22 protein-coding genes are annotated in these 15,652 nt (G+C 66.7%); 12 read left to right on the forward strand and 10 right to left on the reverse strand.

Translation table 11 applies throughout. The features are described 5' to 3' along the window. Positions 1 to 50: 50 nt before the first annotated feature. Positions 51 to 1,529, forward strand: coding sequence for an MDR family MFS transporter (locus tag AC6CHX_RS05445; RefSeq protein ID WP_136043546.1), 1,479 nt, complete (start codon positions 51 to 53; stop codon positions 1,527 to 1,529). A gap of 33 nt (positions 1,530 to 1,562) precedes the next feature. Here AC6CHX_RS05445 and AC6CHX_RS05450 read toward each other — a convergent pair whose 3' ends face one another. Then, positions 1,563 to 1,709 carry a hypothetical protein gene (locus AC6CHX_RS05450; protein WP_376104454.1) on the reverse strand — a complete coding sequence of 49 codons (147 nt, stop codon included), beginning with the start codon at positions 1,707 to 1,709 and terminating at the stop codon, positions 1,563 to 1,565. 95 nt (positions 1,710 to 1,804) lie between these two features. Between AC6CHX_RS05450 and AC6CHX_RS05455 the strand changes: the two genes are divergently transcribed. After that, positions 1,805 to 2,398: a 1-acyl-sn-glycerol-3-phosphate acyltransferase gene (locus tag AC6CHX_RS05455; RefSeq protein WP_498271921.1), complete on the forward strand. Its 594-nt coding sequence runs from the start codon at positions 1,805 to 1,807 to the stop codon at positions 2,396 to 2,398. Between the two features lie 28 nt (positions 2,399 to 2,426). On the opposite strand, the gene AC6CHX_RS05460 is transcribed toward AC6CHX_RS05455, so the two are convergent. Then, the gene (locus AC6CHX_RS05460; RefSeq protein WP_498271922.1) at positions 2,427 to 2,633 is read right to left on the reverse strand and encodes a hypothetical protein; all 207 of its coding nucleotides are present in this window, start codon (positions 2,631 to 2,633) and stop codon (positions 2,427 to 2,429) included. A 69-nt stretch (positions 2,634 to 2,702) separates the two neighbouring features. Here AC6CHX_RS05460 and AC6CHX_RS05465 point away from each other — a divergent pair, with 69 nt between their 5' ends. Continuing rightward, positions 2,703 to 3,230, forward strand: a complete 528-nt coding sequence (locus AC6CHX_RS05465) for a DUF6328 family protein (protein WP_498271923.1) — start codon at positions 2,703 to 2,705, stop codon at positions 3,228 to 3,230. Between the two features lie 26 nt (positions 3,231 to 3,256). On the opposite strand, the gene AC6CHX_RS05470 is transcribed toward AC6CHX_RS05465, so the two are convergent. Next, positions 3,257 to 3,799, reverse strand: coding sequence for a Dps family protein (locus AC6CHX_RS05470; protein WP_136043542.1), 543 nt, complete (start codon positions 3,797 to 3,799; stop codon positions 3,257 to 3,259). Between the two features lie 129 nt (positions 3,800 to 3,928). On the opposite strand from AC6CHX_RS05470, the gene AC6CHX_RS05475 reads away from it, so the two are divergent. The 3 genes from AC6CHX_RS05475 (at position 3,929) to AC6CHX_RS05485 (ending at position 5,391) form a co-directional block, all read left to right on the forward strand. After that, complete coding sequence (locus tag AC6CHX_RS05475) at positions 3,929 to 4,420, forward strand: GNAT family N-acetyltransferase (protein ID WP_498271924.1); 492 nt, start codon at positions 3,929 to 3,931, stop codon at positions 4,418 to 4,420. Positions 4,421 to 4,527: 107 nt separating this feature from the next. After that, the gene (locus AC6CHX_RS05480) at positions 4,528 to 4,827 is read left to right on the forward strand and encodes a Fe-S cluster assembly protein HesB (RefSeq protein WP_029262936.1); all 300 of its coding nucleotides are present in this window, start codon (positions 4,528 to 4,530) and stop codon (positions 4,825 to 4,827) included. A 219-nt stretch (positions 4,828 to 5,046) separates the two neighbouring features. Continuing rightward, the gene (locus tag AC6CHX_RS05485) at positions 5,047 to 5,391 is read left to right on the forward strand and encodes a LysR family transcriptional regulator (protein WP_498271925.1); all 345 of its coding nucleotides are present in this window, start codon (positions 5,047 to 5,049) and stop codon (positions 5,389 to 5,391) included. A 4-nt stretch (positions 5,392 to 5,395) separates the two neighbouring features. Here AC6CHX_RS05485 and AC6CHX_RS05490 read toward each other — a convergent pair whose 3' ends face one another. The 4 genes from AC6CHX_RS05490 to AC6CHX_RS05505 all read right to left on the reverse strand — a co-directional run bounded on the left by AC6CHX_RS05490 (position 5,396) and on the right by AC6CHX_RS05505 (position 8,742). After that, positions 5,396 to 5,971: an alpha/beta fold hydrolase gene (locus AC6CHX_RS05490; RefSeq protein WP_498271926.1), complete on the reverse strand. Its 576-nt coding sequence runs from the start codon at positions 5,969 to 5,971 to the stop codon at positions 5,396 to 5,398. A gap of 140 nt (positions 5,972 to 6,111) precedes the next feature. Then, entirely contained in the window at positions 6,112 to 6,378 is a 267-nt protein-coding gene (locus AC6CHX_RS05495) for a hypothetical protein (protein WP_498271927.1), read from the reverse strand. Positions 6,379 to 6,529: 151 nt separating this feature from the next. Continuing rightward, positions 6,530 to 7,084 (reverse strand): GNAT family N-acetyltransferase, encoded by a 555-nt coding sequence (locus tag AC6CHX_RS05500; protein WP_498271928.1) that lies wholly within the window; start codon positions 7,082 to 7,084, stop codon positions 6,530 to 6,532. Then, positions 7,081 to 8,742 (reverse strand): ABC-F family ATP-binding cassette domain-containing protein, encoded by a 1,662-nt coding sequence (locus tag AC6CHX_RS05505; RefSeq protein WP_498271929.1) that lies wholly within the window; start codon positions 8,740 to 8,742, stop codon positions 7,081 to 7,083. The genes AC6CHX_RS05500 and AC6CHX_RS05505 overlap by 4 nt, the downstream gene beginning before the upstream one ends. A gap of 159 nt (positions 8,743 to 8,901) precedes the next feature. On the opposite strand from AC6CHX_RS05505, the gene AC6CHX_RS05510 reads away from it, so the two are divergent. Next, entirely contained in the window at positions 8,902 to 9,261 is a 360-nt protein-coding gene (locus tag AC6CHX_RS05510) for a hypothetical protein (protein ID WP_498271930.1), read from the forward strand. Between the two features lie 34 nt (positions 9,262 to 9,295). Here AC6CHX_RS05510 and AC6CHX_RS05515 read toward each other — a convergent pair whose 3' ends face one another. Continuing rightward, positions 9,296 to 9,634: a hypothetical protein gene (locus tag AC6CHX_RS05515; protein ID WP_498271931.1), complete on the reverse strand. Its 339-nt coding sequence runs from the start codon at positions 9,632 to 9,634 to the stop codon at positions 9,296 to 9,298. A 266-nt stretch (positions 9,635 to 9,900) separates the two neighbouring features. Here AC6CHX_RS05515 and AC6CHX_RS05520 point away from each other — a divergent pair, with 266 nt between their 5' ends. From AC6CHX_RS05520 to AC6CHX_RS05535, 4 genes are all read left to right on the forward strand, one after another. Beyond that, positions 9,901 to 10,452: a TetR/AcrR family transcriptional regulator gene (locus AC6CHX_RS05520; RefSeq protein ID WP_498271932.1), complete on the forward strand. Its 552-nt coding sequence runs from the start codon at positions 9,901 to 9,903 to the stop codon at positions 10,450 to 10,452. After that, positions 10,449 to 11,051, forward strand: a complete 603-nt coding sequence (locus AC6CHX_RS05525) for a GNAT family N-acetyltransferase (protein WP_498271933.1) — start codon at positions 10,449 to 10,451, stop codon at positions 11,049 to 11,051. The genes AC6CHX_RS05520 and AC6CHX_RS05525 overlap by 4 nt, the downstream gene beginning before the upstream one ends. Positions 11,052 to 11,290: 239 nt before the next feature. Continuing rightward, positions 11,291 to 12,199: a DUF2268 domain-containing putative Zn-dependent protease gene (locus AC6CHX_RS05530; RefSeq protein ID WP_498271934.1), complete on the forward strand. Its 909-nt coding sequence runs from the start codon at positions 11,291 to 11,293 to the stop codon at positions 12,197 to 12,199. Positions 12,200 to 12,238: 39 nt separating this feature from the next. Continuing rightward, positions 12,239 to 13,006 carry a MerR family transcriptional regulator gene (locus AC6CHX_RS05535; RefSeq protein WP_498271935.1) on the forward strand — a complete coding sequence of 256 codons (768 nt, stop codon included), beginning with the start codon at positions 12,239 to 12,241 and terminating at the stop codon, positions 13,004 to 13,006. 12 nt (positions 13,007 to 13,018) lie between these two features. Here the strand turns inward: AC6CHX_RS05535 and ychF are convergent, their stop codons facing one another. Together ychF and AC6CHX_RS05545 are read right to left on the reverse strand one after the other, a co-directional pair. Beyond that, a complete protein-coding gene (ychF, locus tag AC6CHX_RS05540; RefSeq protein ID WP_498271936.1) occupies positions 13,019 to 14,092 on the reverse strand; it encodes a redox-regulated ATPase YchF in 1,074 nt (357 codons plus the stop codon). Positions 14,093 to 14,242: 150 nt separating this feature from the next. Next, entirely contained in the window at positions 14,243 to 14,983 is a 741-nt protein-coding gene (locus AC6CHX_RS05545; RefSeq protein ID WP_498271937.1) for a class I SAM-dependent methyltransferase, read from the reverse strand. Positions 14,984 to 15,042: 59 nt separating this feature from the next. Between AC6CHX_RS05545 and AC6CHX_RS05550 the strand changes: the two genes are divergently transcribed. Then, positions 15,043 to 15,645 carry an exonuclease domain-containing protein gene (locus tag AC6CHX_RS05550; RefSeq protein WP_498271938.1) on the forward strand — a complete coding sequence of 201 codons (603 nt, stop codon included), beginning with the start codon at positions 15,043 to 15,045 and terminating at the stop codon, positions 15,643 to 15,645. Positions 15,646 to 15,652: the final 7 nt, after the last annotated feature.

Here is a 15,652-nt window from a genome sequence, read left to right on the forward strand (position 1 = left end):
TTGCGAACTCTCGCGATATCTCCATTTCTTCTTCGCCCAGGAGGCCGCCCATGTCTGCCGTCGATACCGGCTCCATCTCGACGACCCCCGCACCGGCAGCGGGTGAGATCTCGCGCAAGGACATGCGCGTGATCTGGCTGCTGCTCGTCGCCGCGTTCGTCGCCATCCTCAACGAGACCACGATGGGGATCGCGATCCCGCATCTGAACGCCGATCTCGGCATCCCGCCGGAACTCGGCCAGTGGCTCACCAGTGCCTTCATGCTGACCATGGCCGTGGTCATCCCGACCACCGGGTTCATCCTGCAGCGGTTCACCACGCGTCAGGTCTTCATCGCCGCGATGATCGCCTTCTCACTCGGCACGCTCGTCGCGCTGGTCGCCCCCGGCTTCTCGGTGCTGCTCGTCGGGCGCGTCATCCAGGCCGCGGGTACCGGCATCATGATGCCGCTGCTGATGACGACGATCATGAACGTCGTCCCGCCGCAGTCCCGCGGTCGCATGATGGGCCGCGTCGGCCTGGTCATCTCCCTCGCCCCGGCGATCGGCCCCACCATCGCCGGCGCCGTCCTCGAGACGCTGAACTGGCGGGCGCTGTTCGCGATCATCCTTCCGATCGCGCTCATCGCGCTCTTCATGGGCGTGAAGTGGATGACCAACCTCGGTGAGACCCGCATCGTCCCGCTCGATGTGCTGTCCATCCCGCTCGCAGCGCTCGGCTTCGGCGGCATCGTGTTCGGCCTCAGTCAGTTCGGCGGCGAAGGCGGCTCGGGCGAGACGACCGGAATCATCGCCCTGGTCGTCGGCGCCGTGTCGCTGGCGCTGTTCGTGTGGCGTCAGCTCATCCTGCAGCGTGTCGACGACGCACTGCTCGACCTGCGCGTCTTCCGCTCGAGCAACTTCACGTTCTCGGTGATCATCATGACGATCCTGGCGCTGTCGATGTTCGGAACGCTGACGCTGCTGCCGCAGTACCTGCAGAACGTCGCGGGCCTGAACGCTCTCGAGTCCGGTCTGATCCTGCTCCCCGGCTCGGTGCTGATGGGTCTGCTGGGTCCGGTCATGGGTCGCGTGTACGACGCACGTGGCACGCGGCCGCTGCTGATCCCGGGCACGATCCTCGTATCGGCGGCGCTGTTCTTCTACTCGACGGTCGGCGAGCACACCGTGTGGTGGGTGCTCATCATCGTGCAGGCGGCCATGTCCGTCGGTCTCGCGATGTCGTTCACGCCGCTGTTCTCCGCCTCGCTCGGCTCGCTGCAGCGGTCGCTGTACTCGCACGGCTCGGCTGTGCTGAACACGCTCCAGCAGGTCGGTGGCGCTGCGGGCGTCGCTCTGCTCACGGTCACCTACTCGGCGATCCTGCATGCAGGCGAGGATGAGGGCCTGTCACGGGCAGTGGCCGGCGCACCGGGTGCGCGCATGGCCTTCTTGATCGCCGCGATCATCTCGCTCGCAGCGGTGGCGCTCAGCCCGTTCGTCCGCAAGCCCGCCGACGATGCCGGCGAGGGATTCCACGGCGGCCACTGAGCCTCAGCGTTCGCGCGCGACGGCGTCTGCTGCTTACTCGGCCTTCGGGGCGGGGAAGTGGCAGACGCCGTTGCTGCAGTAGCCGGCGGCGTCACCTTCGAGCAGGTCCAGGGCACCGGGAAGCGGCTGCAGCCCGATGGGGGCCTCCTGCTGCACGGTGTCCTCCGGCGATTTCTTCATCCCTCGATCGTACGCCTGCTCCGAGGTAGTGGCGCCGGACCCGCGCGCAGGCTGCGGACAGCGGGACGACAGCCGTTCTCCCCTACGGTTGATCCATGCTCAAACGACTCCTCGCCCGCATGTTCTGGGCGTTCAGCAGATGGACGCTCGTGAGCGAGGCAGCGCCCACGCGCCCGACCGTGCTCGTCGGCGCCCCGCACACCAGCAACTGGGACTTCGTCCTGATGCTCGCGATCGCCTGGCGCCTCGGCATCGACGTGCACTGGCTCGGGAAGAAGAGCCTCTTTCGCGGGTGGCGAGGTCCGCTCATGCGCGGACTCGGCGGGATCCCTGTGGATCGGGCGGATCCGGCCCGCGTGGTCAAGGATGTCGTCGGCCAGGTGCACGCCGGAACCGTTTTCGGTCTCGTGGTCACCCCGGATGGCACTCGTGGCGGCAACGAGTACTGGAAGTCGGGTTTCTACCGCATCGCCCGGGAGACGGGGATGCCCGTCACGCTCGGCTTCGTCGATCGCACGACGATGACGACGGGTCTCGGTCCCACCATCGACCTGACCGGGGACGTCGCCGCCGACATGGACCGGATCCGCGCGTTCTATGCCGACAAGGCGGGGGCGCGACCCGAGCGTCGCACCGAGCCCCGGCTTCGCGAGGAACAGCCCCCTCGGAATCCCGACGCCTCCGAATGAGCCTCCGCGGCACGGGGCGCGGGGAGTGTCAGTCCGCCGTCTTCTCTGCGTGCGACCGGGCGTAGTCCAGGTCTTCCCCGGTCAGGCTCTCCACCATCCCCACGACCGCTCCGGTGATCACCCGGATCTCCTCCCGGACGTCCTCGTCGAGGTGCGGCGAGTCGCCGTCGAGCACGGAGCGACGTGATTCCTCCGAGAGTTCGGACCACCAGTCGCTGATCGGAGGGAGCGTCATGATGCCTTCTTTCGATCCATCGGGAGAAGAGTCTGGACTTCGTGCGAGAGTCGGCACGACACTGAGATCATGACATCGGATCCTCCGCGCGGCGACCACGAACTCGATGACCGCAGGGACGGACGAGACGAGACGGCGAACGAACGCGCGGATCGCAACTGGGAAGAGCTCCTGCAGGAACTCCGCGTGATGCAGACCGGGACCCAGATCCTCACCGGCTTCCTCCTCGCGGTGGCCTTCCAGCCGCGATTCACGGACATGGACGAGTTCCAGCGCGATCTTTACGTCGTGCTCGTCGCTCTGGCCGCCGTCGCGACGATCCTCGCGCTGGCTCCCGTGGGGATGCACCGCGCGCTGTTCGGCCACCGTCGCAAGCCCGACCTCGTGCGGATGGCCGCCCGTATCGTCCGGCTCGACCTGATCGTGATCGGGGCGCTGACGATCGGGGTCACGATGCTGATCGTCGACTTCACGGTGAATCGCACGGCCGGCCTCGTCGCGCTGGTGTCGGCGCTCGTGCTGGTCGTGGCGCTGTGGATCGCGTTGCCGCGCATCATGCGCGGCCGCCCCCGCACCCCCGGAGCCGGGCCGGACTGACCGGGCTCACGGAGGAGGGGCGAGCATCAGCGACCGGCCGGGCTGCGGTTCTCGGCGCTGACCATCCAGGCGAACTGCTCGAGGCGTTCGATGATCGCGTGCAGAAGGTCCGCCGAGGTCGGATCCTCCTCGTCGACGGCGTCGTGGACGTCGCGCACTGTGCCGACCGCTGCTTCCAGACGTTCCGTCACCAGATCGATGGTCTCGGTCGTCGACACCTCGCCCGCGGGGAACTCGGGCAACGACGTCGCCTTGGCGATGGTCGCGCTGCGCCCGTCGGGCACGGCATGCAGTGCGCGCATCCGCTCCGCGATCGTGTCGCTGAACGCCCGTGCATCGTCGATGATCTCGTCGAGCTGACGGTGCGTGTCGCGGAAGTTGCGCCCCACGACGTTCCAGTGCGCCTGCTTGCCCTGGATGGCGAGTTCGAGCAGGTCGACGAGCACGCGCTGCAGATTGCCTGCGAGCGTGGGCGAGGCGGTGAAGCCCTTCTCCGCGTTCTGCTGGCGAGTGGTCTTCACGGCCCCCTTCGTCGAGGTACCGGTCTTCTTCGTCTTGCTTTCAGCCATTTCGTTGACCTCCTGCCGGCGAGGATAACGAAGGTCTGCGCCCGGGTCCGAGGGGGTTGACACCGGAAGCCCGGAGCCCGAGTGTGGCGACCGGACCTGAACACCCGACTCAAGGAGAGACCCCGCATCGTGACAGAACAGAACGGCGAGAAGGATCGGGAGATCGTCATCTCCCCCATCACCGAGGCGGACGCCGGCGAGGTGCTGACCGTGCAGCGCGCAGCCTTCGTGTCGGAGGCGGCGATCTACGGCAGCGTCGACATGCCTCCCCTGACGCAGACGCTCGCCGAGCTCGAAGCGGAGCTTCGCTCGGAGTCCGGCTTGACGGCACGTATCGACGGACGCCTCGTGGGCGCGATCCGATTCGTGGAGAAGGACGGGATGCTTCTGATCGGACGCATCGCGATCGCCCCCGACATGCAGGGCGAGGGAGTCGGGCGGATGCTGCTCGAGCACGCGGAGAGCGCATCCACGGCGCAGGTCGCCGAGCTCTTCACCGGCAGCCTGAGCGAGGCGAACATCCGTCTGTACGAGCGGTGCGGATACGTGGAGCGCGAGCGGGTACCGGACGGCGACGGCACGGAACAGGTCTTCCTTCGTAAGAACCTGCGAGGAGGGTAAGAGCCTCCTCCGAATCGGCACAAGGGGGTTGAGGTCGTCGTGCGGGTTCGGCATCGTAGCCCGGACATGTCGCGACCGTGGCATGCCCCGAACGGAAGGAGAGTCTCGTGCTCACCCTCACCGACAACGCCTCCGCCATCGTGACGACTCTGGTGAGTCGTCAGACCGACGCCCCGGATGCCGGACTGCGCATCCACTCGTCCGAACCTCAGAATGCGGAGGGCGGCGCGCGTCTCGCCGTGCTCGTCGCCGCGGATCCGGAGCCGCAGGATCAGGTGGTCGAAGTCTCCGGCACCCGGCTCTTCCTCGATGAGTCCGCCGTCGCTGCACTCGATGACAAGATCCTCGACGCGGGCGTGGACGACGAGGGCTCCGTGTCGTTCGCGGTTCTCCCTCAGGTCGCCTGACCGAAGGATTCCGGATGCCGCGGCCGCTTCGGTCGCGGCATCCGTCGTGTCCCGGCACCGCTCGTCCCGTCCGAAATCGCTTCGACCGCCCCCGGTGGAGACGGACACCGTCACGCAGCTCCAGTCTCCCGCGAACGACTTCAGCGACATCTGACCGGCGGCTTCCACCGCGTAACCTGGAGTGGCTCGCAATTCCGTGCGAACAGTCGAAGGGCCACCGTGAAGATCTCTCTGCTCCGCCGTTTCGTCGTTCTCGCGGAGGAGCTTCATTTCCCGCGCGCGGCCGAGAAGCTCGGCATCCCACTGGCCTCGCTGTACACGTCGATCGCCAAGCTCGAAGCCGAGGTGGGCCATCCCATCGTCCACCGCGAAGGGCAGACACGGCTGACGCACGTCGGTGAGCTCTTGCTGGTCGAGGCGAAAGAAGCGGTCGCCGCGGCTCCTGCGCCGGTGAAGAACCCGCCCGCACCCGCCGGCGGCAAGGCGAAGGCCTCGAAGGGCAAGGGCCGAACCCCTGCAGTGAAGGGTCAGCCCAAGCCCTACAAGAAGCGGCAGGGTCGCTAGGAGGTCAGTCCCAGTCGAGGTACTCCTCGATCACGACCGCTGTCTCGATCGGGTGCGTCATCGGGAAGTGGTGGTCTCCCCCGTCGATGCTCTTCACGCTCGCACGCTCCGGAGCGGTCGACTGCAGCTGCTCACCGTTCGCGAACGGGGTGGTGGTGTCTTCGGTGCCCTGGATGATCAGGACGGGCATCACGGGCGCGAGCGGGATGTCGTGCTCTTCGACCCCGAGCAGCGCCAGGCCGTTCACGCGGTCGGCGTGCGCGATGGCGAAAGCCCGCGCGACGGTGCCACCGAACCCATGCCCGCCGATCCAGGTGTCGCCGAGGGCGACGTGGTCGATCACCGCCAGCGCATCCTCGACGCGCTCGTCCAGCGACACCGCTTCGCCCTTGACCTCGACGCGATGGCCGATCCGCAGCACATGGAAGCCCGCCTCCTCGGCGAGGTAGTGCGCGACGACTCCGAGGATGTCGGCCGGAAGGTCGCGTTCCTGGATCAAGACGAGCTTGACGGGGCCGTCGCCCTCGTCGACGAAGGGGATCGCGCGGCCGTCTGGCTCGAAGATCTGGGTGTCGGTCATCGGCGTCAATCTCCTCGTGCCGTCGGTGTCAGGAACTCAGGCGGAACGTCCACGACGGACGCCAGCGACCGGGCCGCGGCGCGAGCCGCCGTGTCCCAGCGTATCCCGAGCGGGCCGTCGGCGAGACGGAGACGCCCGGATCAGCGTCCGAAAGGCTGATCGCCCAGCGCCGAGAAGAACAGCGTGCCCCACAGGATGAAGAAGAGCACCGCGAACATCGTGCCGAGCGCGCCGATGACGAGCGCCCATCGGGCAAGCCCTGCTCCGGACTCGGTGTTCCCGGGGGTCCGCAGCTGTCGCAGGGCGAACACCCCGAGGATGAATCCTCCGACCGGGATCACGAAGGCCGCGATGAAGCTGACGAGAGCCAGGGTGTTGGTGCGCGGTGCCGTGGGTGACGAGGTCATGATGGCCTTCTGCTCGTAGAGGTCACCACGAGCGCTCGTGTCCCATGGTGCGGAGTTCCACGACGTCTCCGTCCGGCATCCCGACCGATATTTTGGCGCGTCCCCCGCTTCGGCCGCAACACGAGAGCGCACGATCGGTCCGGGCGGACGGCTACCAGGCCCGCCCCCGAAGATCGATCGCCCCAGCGGGCCACCGGCGCGGTGGAGAGTCGAGCGCGAGTGTCAGGATGGGCGGCCCAGGAGGCTGCATGGCGTGCTGACCGGTGCGGGCGATCGAGCGCTCGACCGCCGAGATGCGGCGCCATCCGCAGGACTCGTAGAACGCGACGACAGCTTCGCGGCACCCGAGGTAGCCGAACTCGATCCCACCGGCGTCCCTCATGGCTGCGGCCGCGTGTGCCAGGAGCCGGGCACCCGCCCGCTCCCCTCGTGCGCGCGGAGAGACCAGCACCCCGCCGACTCCCGCGACCACGACCTCCGCCGTGCCGACGCCGATGGTCCGCCGCGCCCAGCCGACGTGGCCCACCACCGCGTCGCCGGCGCGGGCGATGAGATGAACGTCATGGGGCGCGTAGCCGTACGGCTGATCGGGATCCCACGCTCCGAACTCGGCGAAGTACTCGGCGTCGAACAGCTCTCGCAGGCTCGCCACGTCGTTCGAGGTCAGGCTGTCGTGCGGGACGCTGTCGATGACGAGGCTCGTCATACCTCGACGACCTGCCCGGCTTCCACCCGCCAGTGTCGGTCGGTCTGCACGGTCGCGAGCATCCGTCGATCGTGGGTGACGAGCAGCAGCGTCCCTTCGTAGGACTCGAGCGCCTGCTCCAGCTGCTCGATCGCGGGCAGGTCGAGGTGGTTGGTCGGCTCGTCGAGCACGAGCAGATTGATGCCGCGCGCCTGCAGCAGCGCCAGACCGGCTCGTGTGCGCTCGCCCGGCGAGAGCTCGTCGACGGCGCGCGTCACGTGATCGGCCTTGAGCCCGAACTTCGCCAGGAGCGTGCGCACCTCGCCCGATGTCATCTCGGGCACGAGTTCCTCGAAGGCGACCGCGAGCGGCTGCGTACCGACCAGTAGTGCGCGGGCCTGGTCGATCTCGCCGATCTGCACGCTCGCACCCAGGCTCGCCGTTCCCTCGTCGGGAAGCTGCCGCCCCAGCAGTCCGCGCAGCAGGGTCGACTTCCCCGCGCCGTTGGGCCCGGTGATGCCGATGCGCTCCCCCGCATTCACCTGCAGCGACACGGGGCCGAGCTGGAACGTACCCTGCCGGAACACCGCCGAGCTCAGCGTCGAGACGACCGAGCTGGAACGCGGGGCCGAGCCGATCGTGAACTCGAGCTGCCACTCCTTGCGCGGCTCTTCGACCTCTTCGAGCCGAGCGATCCTGCTCTCCATCTGGCGTACCTTCTGCGCTTGCTTCTCGCTGGACTCGGCCGAGGCCTTGCGCTTGATCTTGTCGTTGTCGGGCGACTTCTTCATCGCGTTGCGCACACCCTGGCTGGACCACTCGCGCTGCGTGCGGGCGCGGGCGACGAGGTCGACCTTCTTGTCGGCGAACTCGTCGTACTTCTCGCGCTGGTGCCGACGAACCGTCGCCCGCTCCTCCAGGTACGAGTCGTAGCCGCCACCGAACACCCGGTTGCTGTTCTGAGCGAGATCGAGCTCCAGGACTCTGGTCACGCAGCGGGCGAGGAACTCGCGGTCATGGCTGACCACCACGACACCGCCGCGAAGGCCGCGAACGAAGGCCTCCAGTCGCTCGATGCCGTCGAGGTCGAGATCGTTGGTCGGCTCATCGAGCAGGGCGATGTCGAACCGTGACAGCAGCAGCGCGGCGAGGCCGACGCGTGCCGCCTGTCCTCCCGACAGCGAGGTCATCATGGTGTCGGCGGGATCATCGCCCAGGTCGAGTCCGAGGTCGGCGAGCACGGCGGGGAGGCGTTCGTCAAGGTCAGCGGCGCCGCTGGCCAGCCAGCGATCCAGCGCCATCGAGTAGGTGTCGGCGGGGTCCGTACCCGGAGCGGCGAGCGAGGGATCACCGAGGGCCGCGGCTGCGGCATCCATGTCTCTGGTCGCGGCGGCACATCCTGTGCGACGGCCGATGTAGTCGGCGACGCTCTCGCCGACGACGCGCTCGTGTTCCTGCGGAAGCCAGCCGACGAAGGCGTCCGCGGGTGCGAGCCGGATCGTGCCGGCCTGCGGCTCGTCGACACCCGCCAGCAGCTTCAGAAGGGTCGATTTCCCGGCTCCGTTGGCTCCGACGAGGCCGACCACATCACCCGCGGTGACGGTCAGGTCGAGCGAGTCGAACAGGGTGCGGTGGCCGTACCCGCCGGCCAGCCCTTGGGCCACGAGTGTTGCGGTCATCCGTCAATCCTGTCACTCGTGGGGGTGGTGCGCGGACGCGCTCAGGACCGCTCTCTCGGCCGCACTCCAAGATGGTCGAGTTGGGTACTGTACTCGAACGGTGACCGATCCCTGCGGCTCGCGCTGCTGCTACTCATGAACAGAGCTCTGGAGACGAAATTGACGGAGACTTACCCGATTCAAGCCAAGGTCGAATCGGCACTCGGCCCCGAACGGGCTGATCAAGTGCCGAGGAAGCTCGACGATTACTCGAATCAGCCGAATGCCGTCAAAGGCGCGGCGAAACGGCCGAGCGACCCCGAGCTCGAAGCAATCGCACACGCGGCGTTCGCGGCGGCGACCCCGGAGGAAGTCGACTTCGAACTCGACTCGATCGGAATGTGGGGCCTTCTGACGCTCGCCGCACGAGCCGACGTGACGATCCTCGACGGCCTTCCCGCGTCGCGAGCCGACAATCCGAAGGTGGCCACGATCAAGCGTGCGGCCGCGACGCATCGGAAGGGTCTGACAGACGCCTGAGATCCGAAGCGAGGCGCCGTCCCTGCCGGTGCATCTACACGAACGGGACCGTGAAACCTCCGGAGAACAACACCGCCCCCACGCCGAAAAGAGCGAGGGCGACGAGTACGACGTAGGCGATGGTTCGAATACGACGGGTCGAGGCACCGGCGCGTGCGGTGAGGAGCAGAACGGCCGTCGGCACCAGCATGAGTCCCCCGAAGAGCACTGCAGGTGCCACGCGCACATCGGGCGCCGGGCAGGGCGATGCCAACGCGCACAGCGTCGGAACACCCTGCGCAGCCCACAGAGCCACCCAGGTCAATAACAGGATCACCACGGCAGGAAGCACCTTCACCGCAAGGCTCTGACGAGAGGATTCCACAGTGTCCACACGGCCACACTGGCAGGCGCCCGAGGAATCGCGCTAGTTGTTGAAGCGGAAGTCCACCACGTCGCCACACGTACCAACTGTTGAGTGTCGGCCCATGGCCGCGCATCATTCCATTGCCCGCCCGGCACCTCATAGCAACCCTGGGCGGGCACCCAGTTGCGCCCGGTGCGATCGCTGCATAAAATGAACACAAGTTCATTGAAAGGATCATCGTGCCGCGGACGACGGAGCAGAACGAATCGTTGCGCTCAGCCACGCGCTCTGCTGTGGAGACGGCCGCCGTCCGAGTGTTCGCGCACCGCGGTTTCGCGGCCACCAACATGCGCCAGATCGCCGCCGAGGCGGGGATCAGCACCGGATCGATCTACCGGCACTACGCGAGCAAGGAAGAGCTGTTCGACGAACTGATCGATCAGGCCTCGCGCGGGCTTGGGGCTGTCGCCATGCAGCTCTCGACCGGAGGCGATCCGATCTCCACGATCCAATCCTTCACCGAGGTATACGTGGCGGACCTCGCAGCGAACAACGGCGCGGCCGAGTTCTACATGGTGATCAACCAGGGTTTCACCACCGACACCCCTGAGGGGACCGCGGCACGGCTGGCCGCAACGCAGGCGACGCTCTGGCGGGCCTTCGCCTTGCTCATCGGTCGAGGCCAGGCCGCAGGCCAGATAGCCGCGGGAGACCCAGCCCGAATGGCCGCTCATTACTTCGCCATGCTTGCCGGTATGACGACGATGCACGTTGCTCTTCGGGAGGAATCTGCGGAGCCTGATGTCGACCTGATCCTACGAATGTTCACAGGAGGACCCCGATGAAGATCGAAGTCGCGCGCGCAGACGAACTGGGTGAGGGGTATCGGCACAGGATCGCCGAAGTTCTCGTGCAAGGGTTCGCCGAGGATTTCGCGTTCTTCTCCAAGGACCCCGGTGTGCTTGCCGACGCGTTCGCCCCGATGCTCATCCTGGAGCGCTTCCACATCGCGCTCGTCGACGGCGAGCCCGCCGCGGTCGCGGTCATCACCGAAGGCGAGCAGGAATGCTTTCAGCCGGATCGGCACGAGCTCCAGCGGGTGCTCGGTCCAATACACGGGATCATCAGCTATCGGATCATCCGAAGTCAATTCATGGGGGCTTACGACGGTGCCCGCGCCGGTCTGACGGAGATTGCATTCGTCACGACAGCGCCGCAGTATCAGGGTAAAGGCATAGCCACTGCGCTGATGCGTCGACTCCTGGAGCTGCCCTCCGACGATTTCGTGCTGCGCGACATCAAGGACACCAACACCCCCGCCCTCAGACTGTACGCCAAACTCGGATTCACCGAAACGCAGCGACGGCGCATCAAATTCGCGAAACGAGCGGGGTTCTCCGCGTATGTCTCGATGGGCCTCAGCCGCGCGAAAGCTGATGCTTGAAGAGCATTCGAACTCGACAGGTCCGGAAGCTCGCTTCTGGGCTGTCCTCGACTCCGGGTTCTGGAGCGCAGATCTAAACTCGACGCATTCCGGTGCATACCAACCTCCCGGACCCAGCCCGTTCATTTGCCGCAACGCGGGCCCGGCAATGCCCGCACCTCGCGACGGACGTTGCCCGTTCGCCGCTAGTCGCACCGGTTTTGACCTTGACGCGACGGCAAGGTTTAGCGTCCTGTTCCATGACCATTTCAGTGATTGACAGCGCCGCGGCCATGAGTGAGGTTCTCAAAGCAGCATCGGACGCGCGCCCCGACCTCGTCCGTGAAATGTGGTCCCCGCTCGCGGGGATGTACCACTTCGTCCCGGGAGGCGTGGATATGGCCGCCGTGCACCGGCAGAACTTCGGCTTCAATTGGGAGAACCCCACCCCGTTGGTCGAGCAGGGCCTTGAGAAGCTCATCGAAGCGGATGCTTGGCGTCGCATCACCGTGGCTCTCCAGCGCGGCGTTGCGGCGTTGAATGCGGCCAATCCTGCCACCGATGTGCCGGACCTTCAGGTTCTCCTCGTCCTAGGGGATCCTGCCAACGAGCACTTCGTGAACGAGGTTCAGGGGCTGTCCGCGTTTGGAGGCATCAGCGGTTACATCACCATCACGGTCTGGCCGACCCCTCAGGTACTCAACCGACTCGAAGCGATTGCCGTGCATGAACTGCACCACAACGTGCGCTACTCCCCCGGCGGCGTCATCTGGGATCCGATGACGGTGACTGTCGGCGAACAGGTGACCTCAGAAGGTCTCGCCGACGAGTTCGCCGCCGAGCTCTACGGCGACCGTGGCTACACTCATTTCGTCAGTGATCAGACCCGAGGCGATGACGAAGTCCTTGCGAAAGTTGCAAGAGGTCTCAGCGTGACCGGCATGCAGAACTTCACTGCGTGGGTTCATGGCGACGCGAGCGCCCAGCTTCTTGGCGCCGAGCCTGTTGGCCTGCCGACCGGAGCAGGATACGCGGCGGGTACCCGGCTCGTGCGCGCGTACCTGGATGCCACCGGAATCACTGCGGCGCAGGCCGTTACGTCGCCTGCAGGCGAGATCCTGCGCGTCGCCGCGACGCGACTTGGCCTGAGTCTCGATGGAACAGACTGAGAACACGACAGGAAAGGGAGGTAAACCGTGGAGTGGACGGTGAACGAGATCGCAGAGCGTGCCGGGATCAGCGGCCGAACGATACGCCACTACCACCAGATCGGTTTGCTCCTCCCAGACCGCGTCGGGTCCAACGGCTATCGCTACTACGGGCCCGACGCGGTTGCCCGATTGCAGAGGATTCTCCTTCTGCGCGACACAGGCATGCCCCTCACCGATATCGCGGCCGCACTCGAGATGAGCGCCACTCCGGAGACGGAGATTGAAGCGCTCACCGGACACTTGGATCAACTCGCCAAAGAACGCGAGACCCTGGATCGACGTATCAACGCGGTGCAGCACACCCTAAAGATGCGGCGTCAGGGAGGCCAGCCACGCATAGACGTCATGCTCGAGGGCTTCAACGATCGATACGAGGCCGAAGTTGTGGCCCGTTGGGGCCGGGACGCTTTCGAGGCCTCCAACCAATGGTGGCATCGCAAGTCCCTGCACCAGCAGAGAGAGTGGAAGACACGGTCGGAGGCACTGCTCGCGCGGTGGCGTCAGATCCAAGAAGAAGGACACGACGCGGATTCCGAAGCCGCGCAAGCGCACGCATCCGTCCACGCGCAGTGGTTCAAGGAGATTCCGGGAACCCCCACCCACGCCGGCGACACCGCGAAATCCCTCGACATGATCTGTGGACTCGCAGATCAGTACGAGACGAACACCGAATTCCACGTTGCCTTCGGCACAGCGGATGCCGCCGGATTCGCAGCCAGCGCACTACGACTTCACGTTCGAAACGTGATAGCTTCTTCGCGCTGATCGCCGATCAGGCTAGTTAGAAAATCTGAACTCCACGACGTCGCCGTCCTGCATGACGTAGTCCTTGCCCTCGAGGCGAGCCTTGCCCTTGGCGCGTGCCTCGACGACGGAGCCGGTCTCGACCAGGTCCTCGAACGAGACGATCTCGGCCTTGATGAAGCCCTTCTCGAAGTCGGTGTGAATGACACCGGCTGCCTGAGGCGCCTTCGAGCCCTTGGGGATCGTCCAGGCGCGAGCCTCCTTCGGGCCGGCCGTGAGGTAGGTCTGCAGGCCGAGGGTGTCGAAGCCGATGCGGGCGAGCTGGTCGAGGCCCGACTCGTCCTGGCCGGTCGACGCGAGAAGCTCGGCGGCGTCCTCCGGGTCGAGGTCGATGAGCTCGGACTCGATCTTCGCGTCGAGGAAGATGGCCTTCGCCGGAGCGACCAGGGCGGCGAGCTCCGCCTTGCGGGCGTCGTCCGTCAGCACGGCCTCGTCGACGTTGAAGACGAAGATGACGGGCTTCGCGGTGAGCAGACCCAGTTCGCGGATCGGCGCCATGTCGATGCCCGCGACCGACAGCAGGACGCCGCGCTCCAGAGCATCCTTCGCCGCGTTCGCTGTCTCGAGAACGACGGGCTCGATCTTCTTGCCGCGGACTTCCTTCTCGTACCGGGCGATCGCCTTGTCGACGGTCTCGAGGTCGGCGAGCATGAGCTCGGCGTTGATCGTCTCCATGTCGGAGGCCGGGTTCACCGTGCCGTCGACGTGCACGACGTCGCCGTCGGCGAAGCCGCGAACCACCTGCGCGATGGCGTCGGCCTCGCGGATGTTCGCGAGGAACTTGTTGCCGAGCCCCTCGCCCTCGCTCGCGCCGCGCACGATCCCGGCGATGTCGACGAACGACACGGCCGCGGGGAGGATCCGCTCGCTGCCGAAGATCTCCGCGAGCTTGTCGAGGCGCGGGTCGGGCAGGTTCACCACGCCGACGTTGGGCTCGATCGTCGCGAACGGATAGTTCGCTGCGAGCACGTCGTTCTTGGTGAGTGCGTTGAAGAGGGTGGACTTGCCGACGTTGGGCAGGCCGACGATGCCGATAGTGAGAGCCACGGGGCACGAGTCTACCTGGCCGCACCCCCACCACCCTGCGGAAAGCTGCTCCTCCGTCGCGCACTCAGAGCGCGAGATCAGGCGAACGCGTGAGATCAGGCGGATGCAGCGGAGTTCTGCCTGATACAGGCTGATCGCCTGATTCGGGGATCAGCCGCGGACGGCGCGGTAGGCCCGTGTCACGTACGGAAGGTCGATGGTGGTCTCACCGTGCAGATCGAGCTCGTCGAACAACTCGTCGAGGTCGCGCCGGATCCGAGCCTTCTCATCGTCGGACGCGGTGATGATGTAGCTGCGGGACGCGGCCATGCGGTGCAGCAGGTCTCGTGTGATGGGGCGGACCCATTCCCAGCGCTCCTGCTCGAGCGGGCCGAACGGCGCAGCGACCACCGGATCTCCCTCGGCGAGCATGTTCTCGGCGTGGCTGCCGTGCATGATCTCGGTCAACCGACGCACCCAGTCGACGCGATCGTCGCGGATGTTCCAGATGAGACCGAGCACTCCCCCGCTGCGCACGACCCGACCGATCTCGGCGGATCCGGCAGCGGGATCCACCCAGTGCCATGCCTGCCCCAGGACGACCGCGTCGACGCTCACATCTGGGAGGGGCAGCCGCTCCGCCGACCCGACGAAGGTCGGCACGCCCGGCACCGCCCCACGGAGAGTCACGAGCATCTCGGGATCAGGATCGATCGCGACGACCTCGGCATCCGGCGCTTCCGCCAACACCCGCGTGAGCTTGCCCGTTCCGGCGCCGACATCGGCGATACGGCGGGTGCCGTGCGGCATCTTCTCCAGCATCCACGCCACCGCGTCGAAGGGGTATTCGGGTCGTCCGACCTCGTAGTCCGCGGCCTGCGCACCGAACGACGTCGCCATGTCCTCAGCCATGCGGCCAGCCTACGGCGAGTCTCCCGCATGGTCGCCGACCTCGGGGTGAGAGTGGAGACGTGCCACTGGACTTCACTGCGATCGACTTCGAGACCGCGAACTCCAGCCCCGCCTCCGCCTGTTCCGTCGGACTGGTCCGTGTGCGCGGCGGCGAGGTCGTCGCGACCACCGGATGGTTGATCCAGCCGCCGCCCGGCCACGACCAGTTCCAGGAGTGGAACGTGCGCATCCACGGGATCCAGCCGGAGGACGTGCTGTCCGCGGCCACGTGGGTCGACCAGTTCGACCGCCTGTGCGCCTTCGCCGGAGCCGACGTGCTCGTCGCCCACAACGCCGGATTCGATCTCAACGTGCTGCGCCGCGCCTCGGAGGCGACGGGCCAGCTCTGCCCGCCGTACCGCTCCCTCTGCAGCCTGCAGGTCGCACGGAAGACCTACGTTCTCGACTCCTATCGCCTGCCCGTCGCTGCGGCCGCCGCCGGATTCGAGGAGTTCGCGCACCACGACGCCCTCGCCGACGCCCGCGCCTGCGCGCAGATCGTGATCGATGCGGCCGCCAGGGCGGGTGCCGCCGACGTGTTCGCCCTCGCCGATGCGCTGAGCCTGCGCGTCACCGCCCCGGTCGCACCCGTCGCGCCTGCTCTGGAGCGTGCGGTCGCCTGAGCCGACA

Source organism: Microbacterium sp. GQ128 (genome assembly GCF_059758615.1).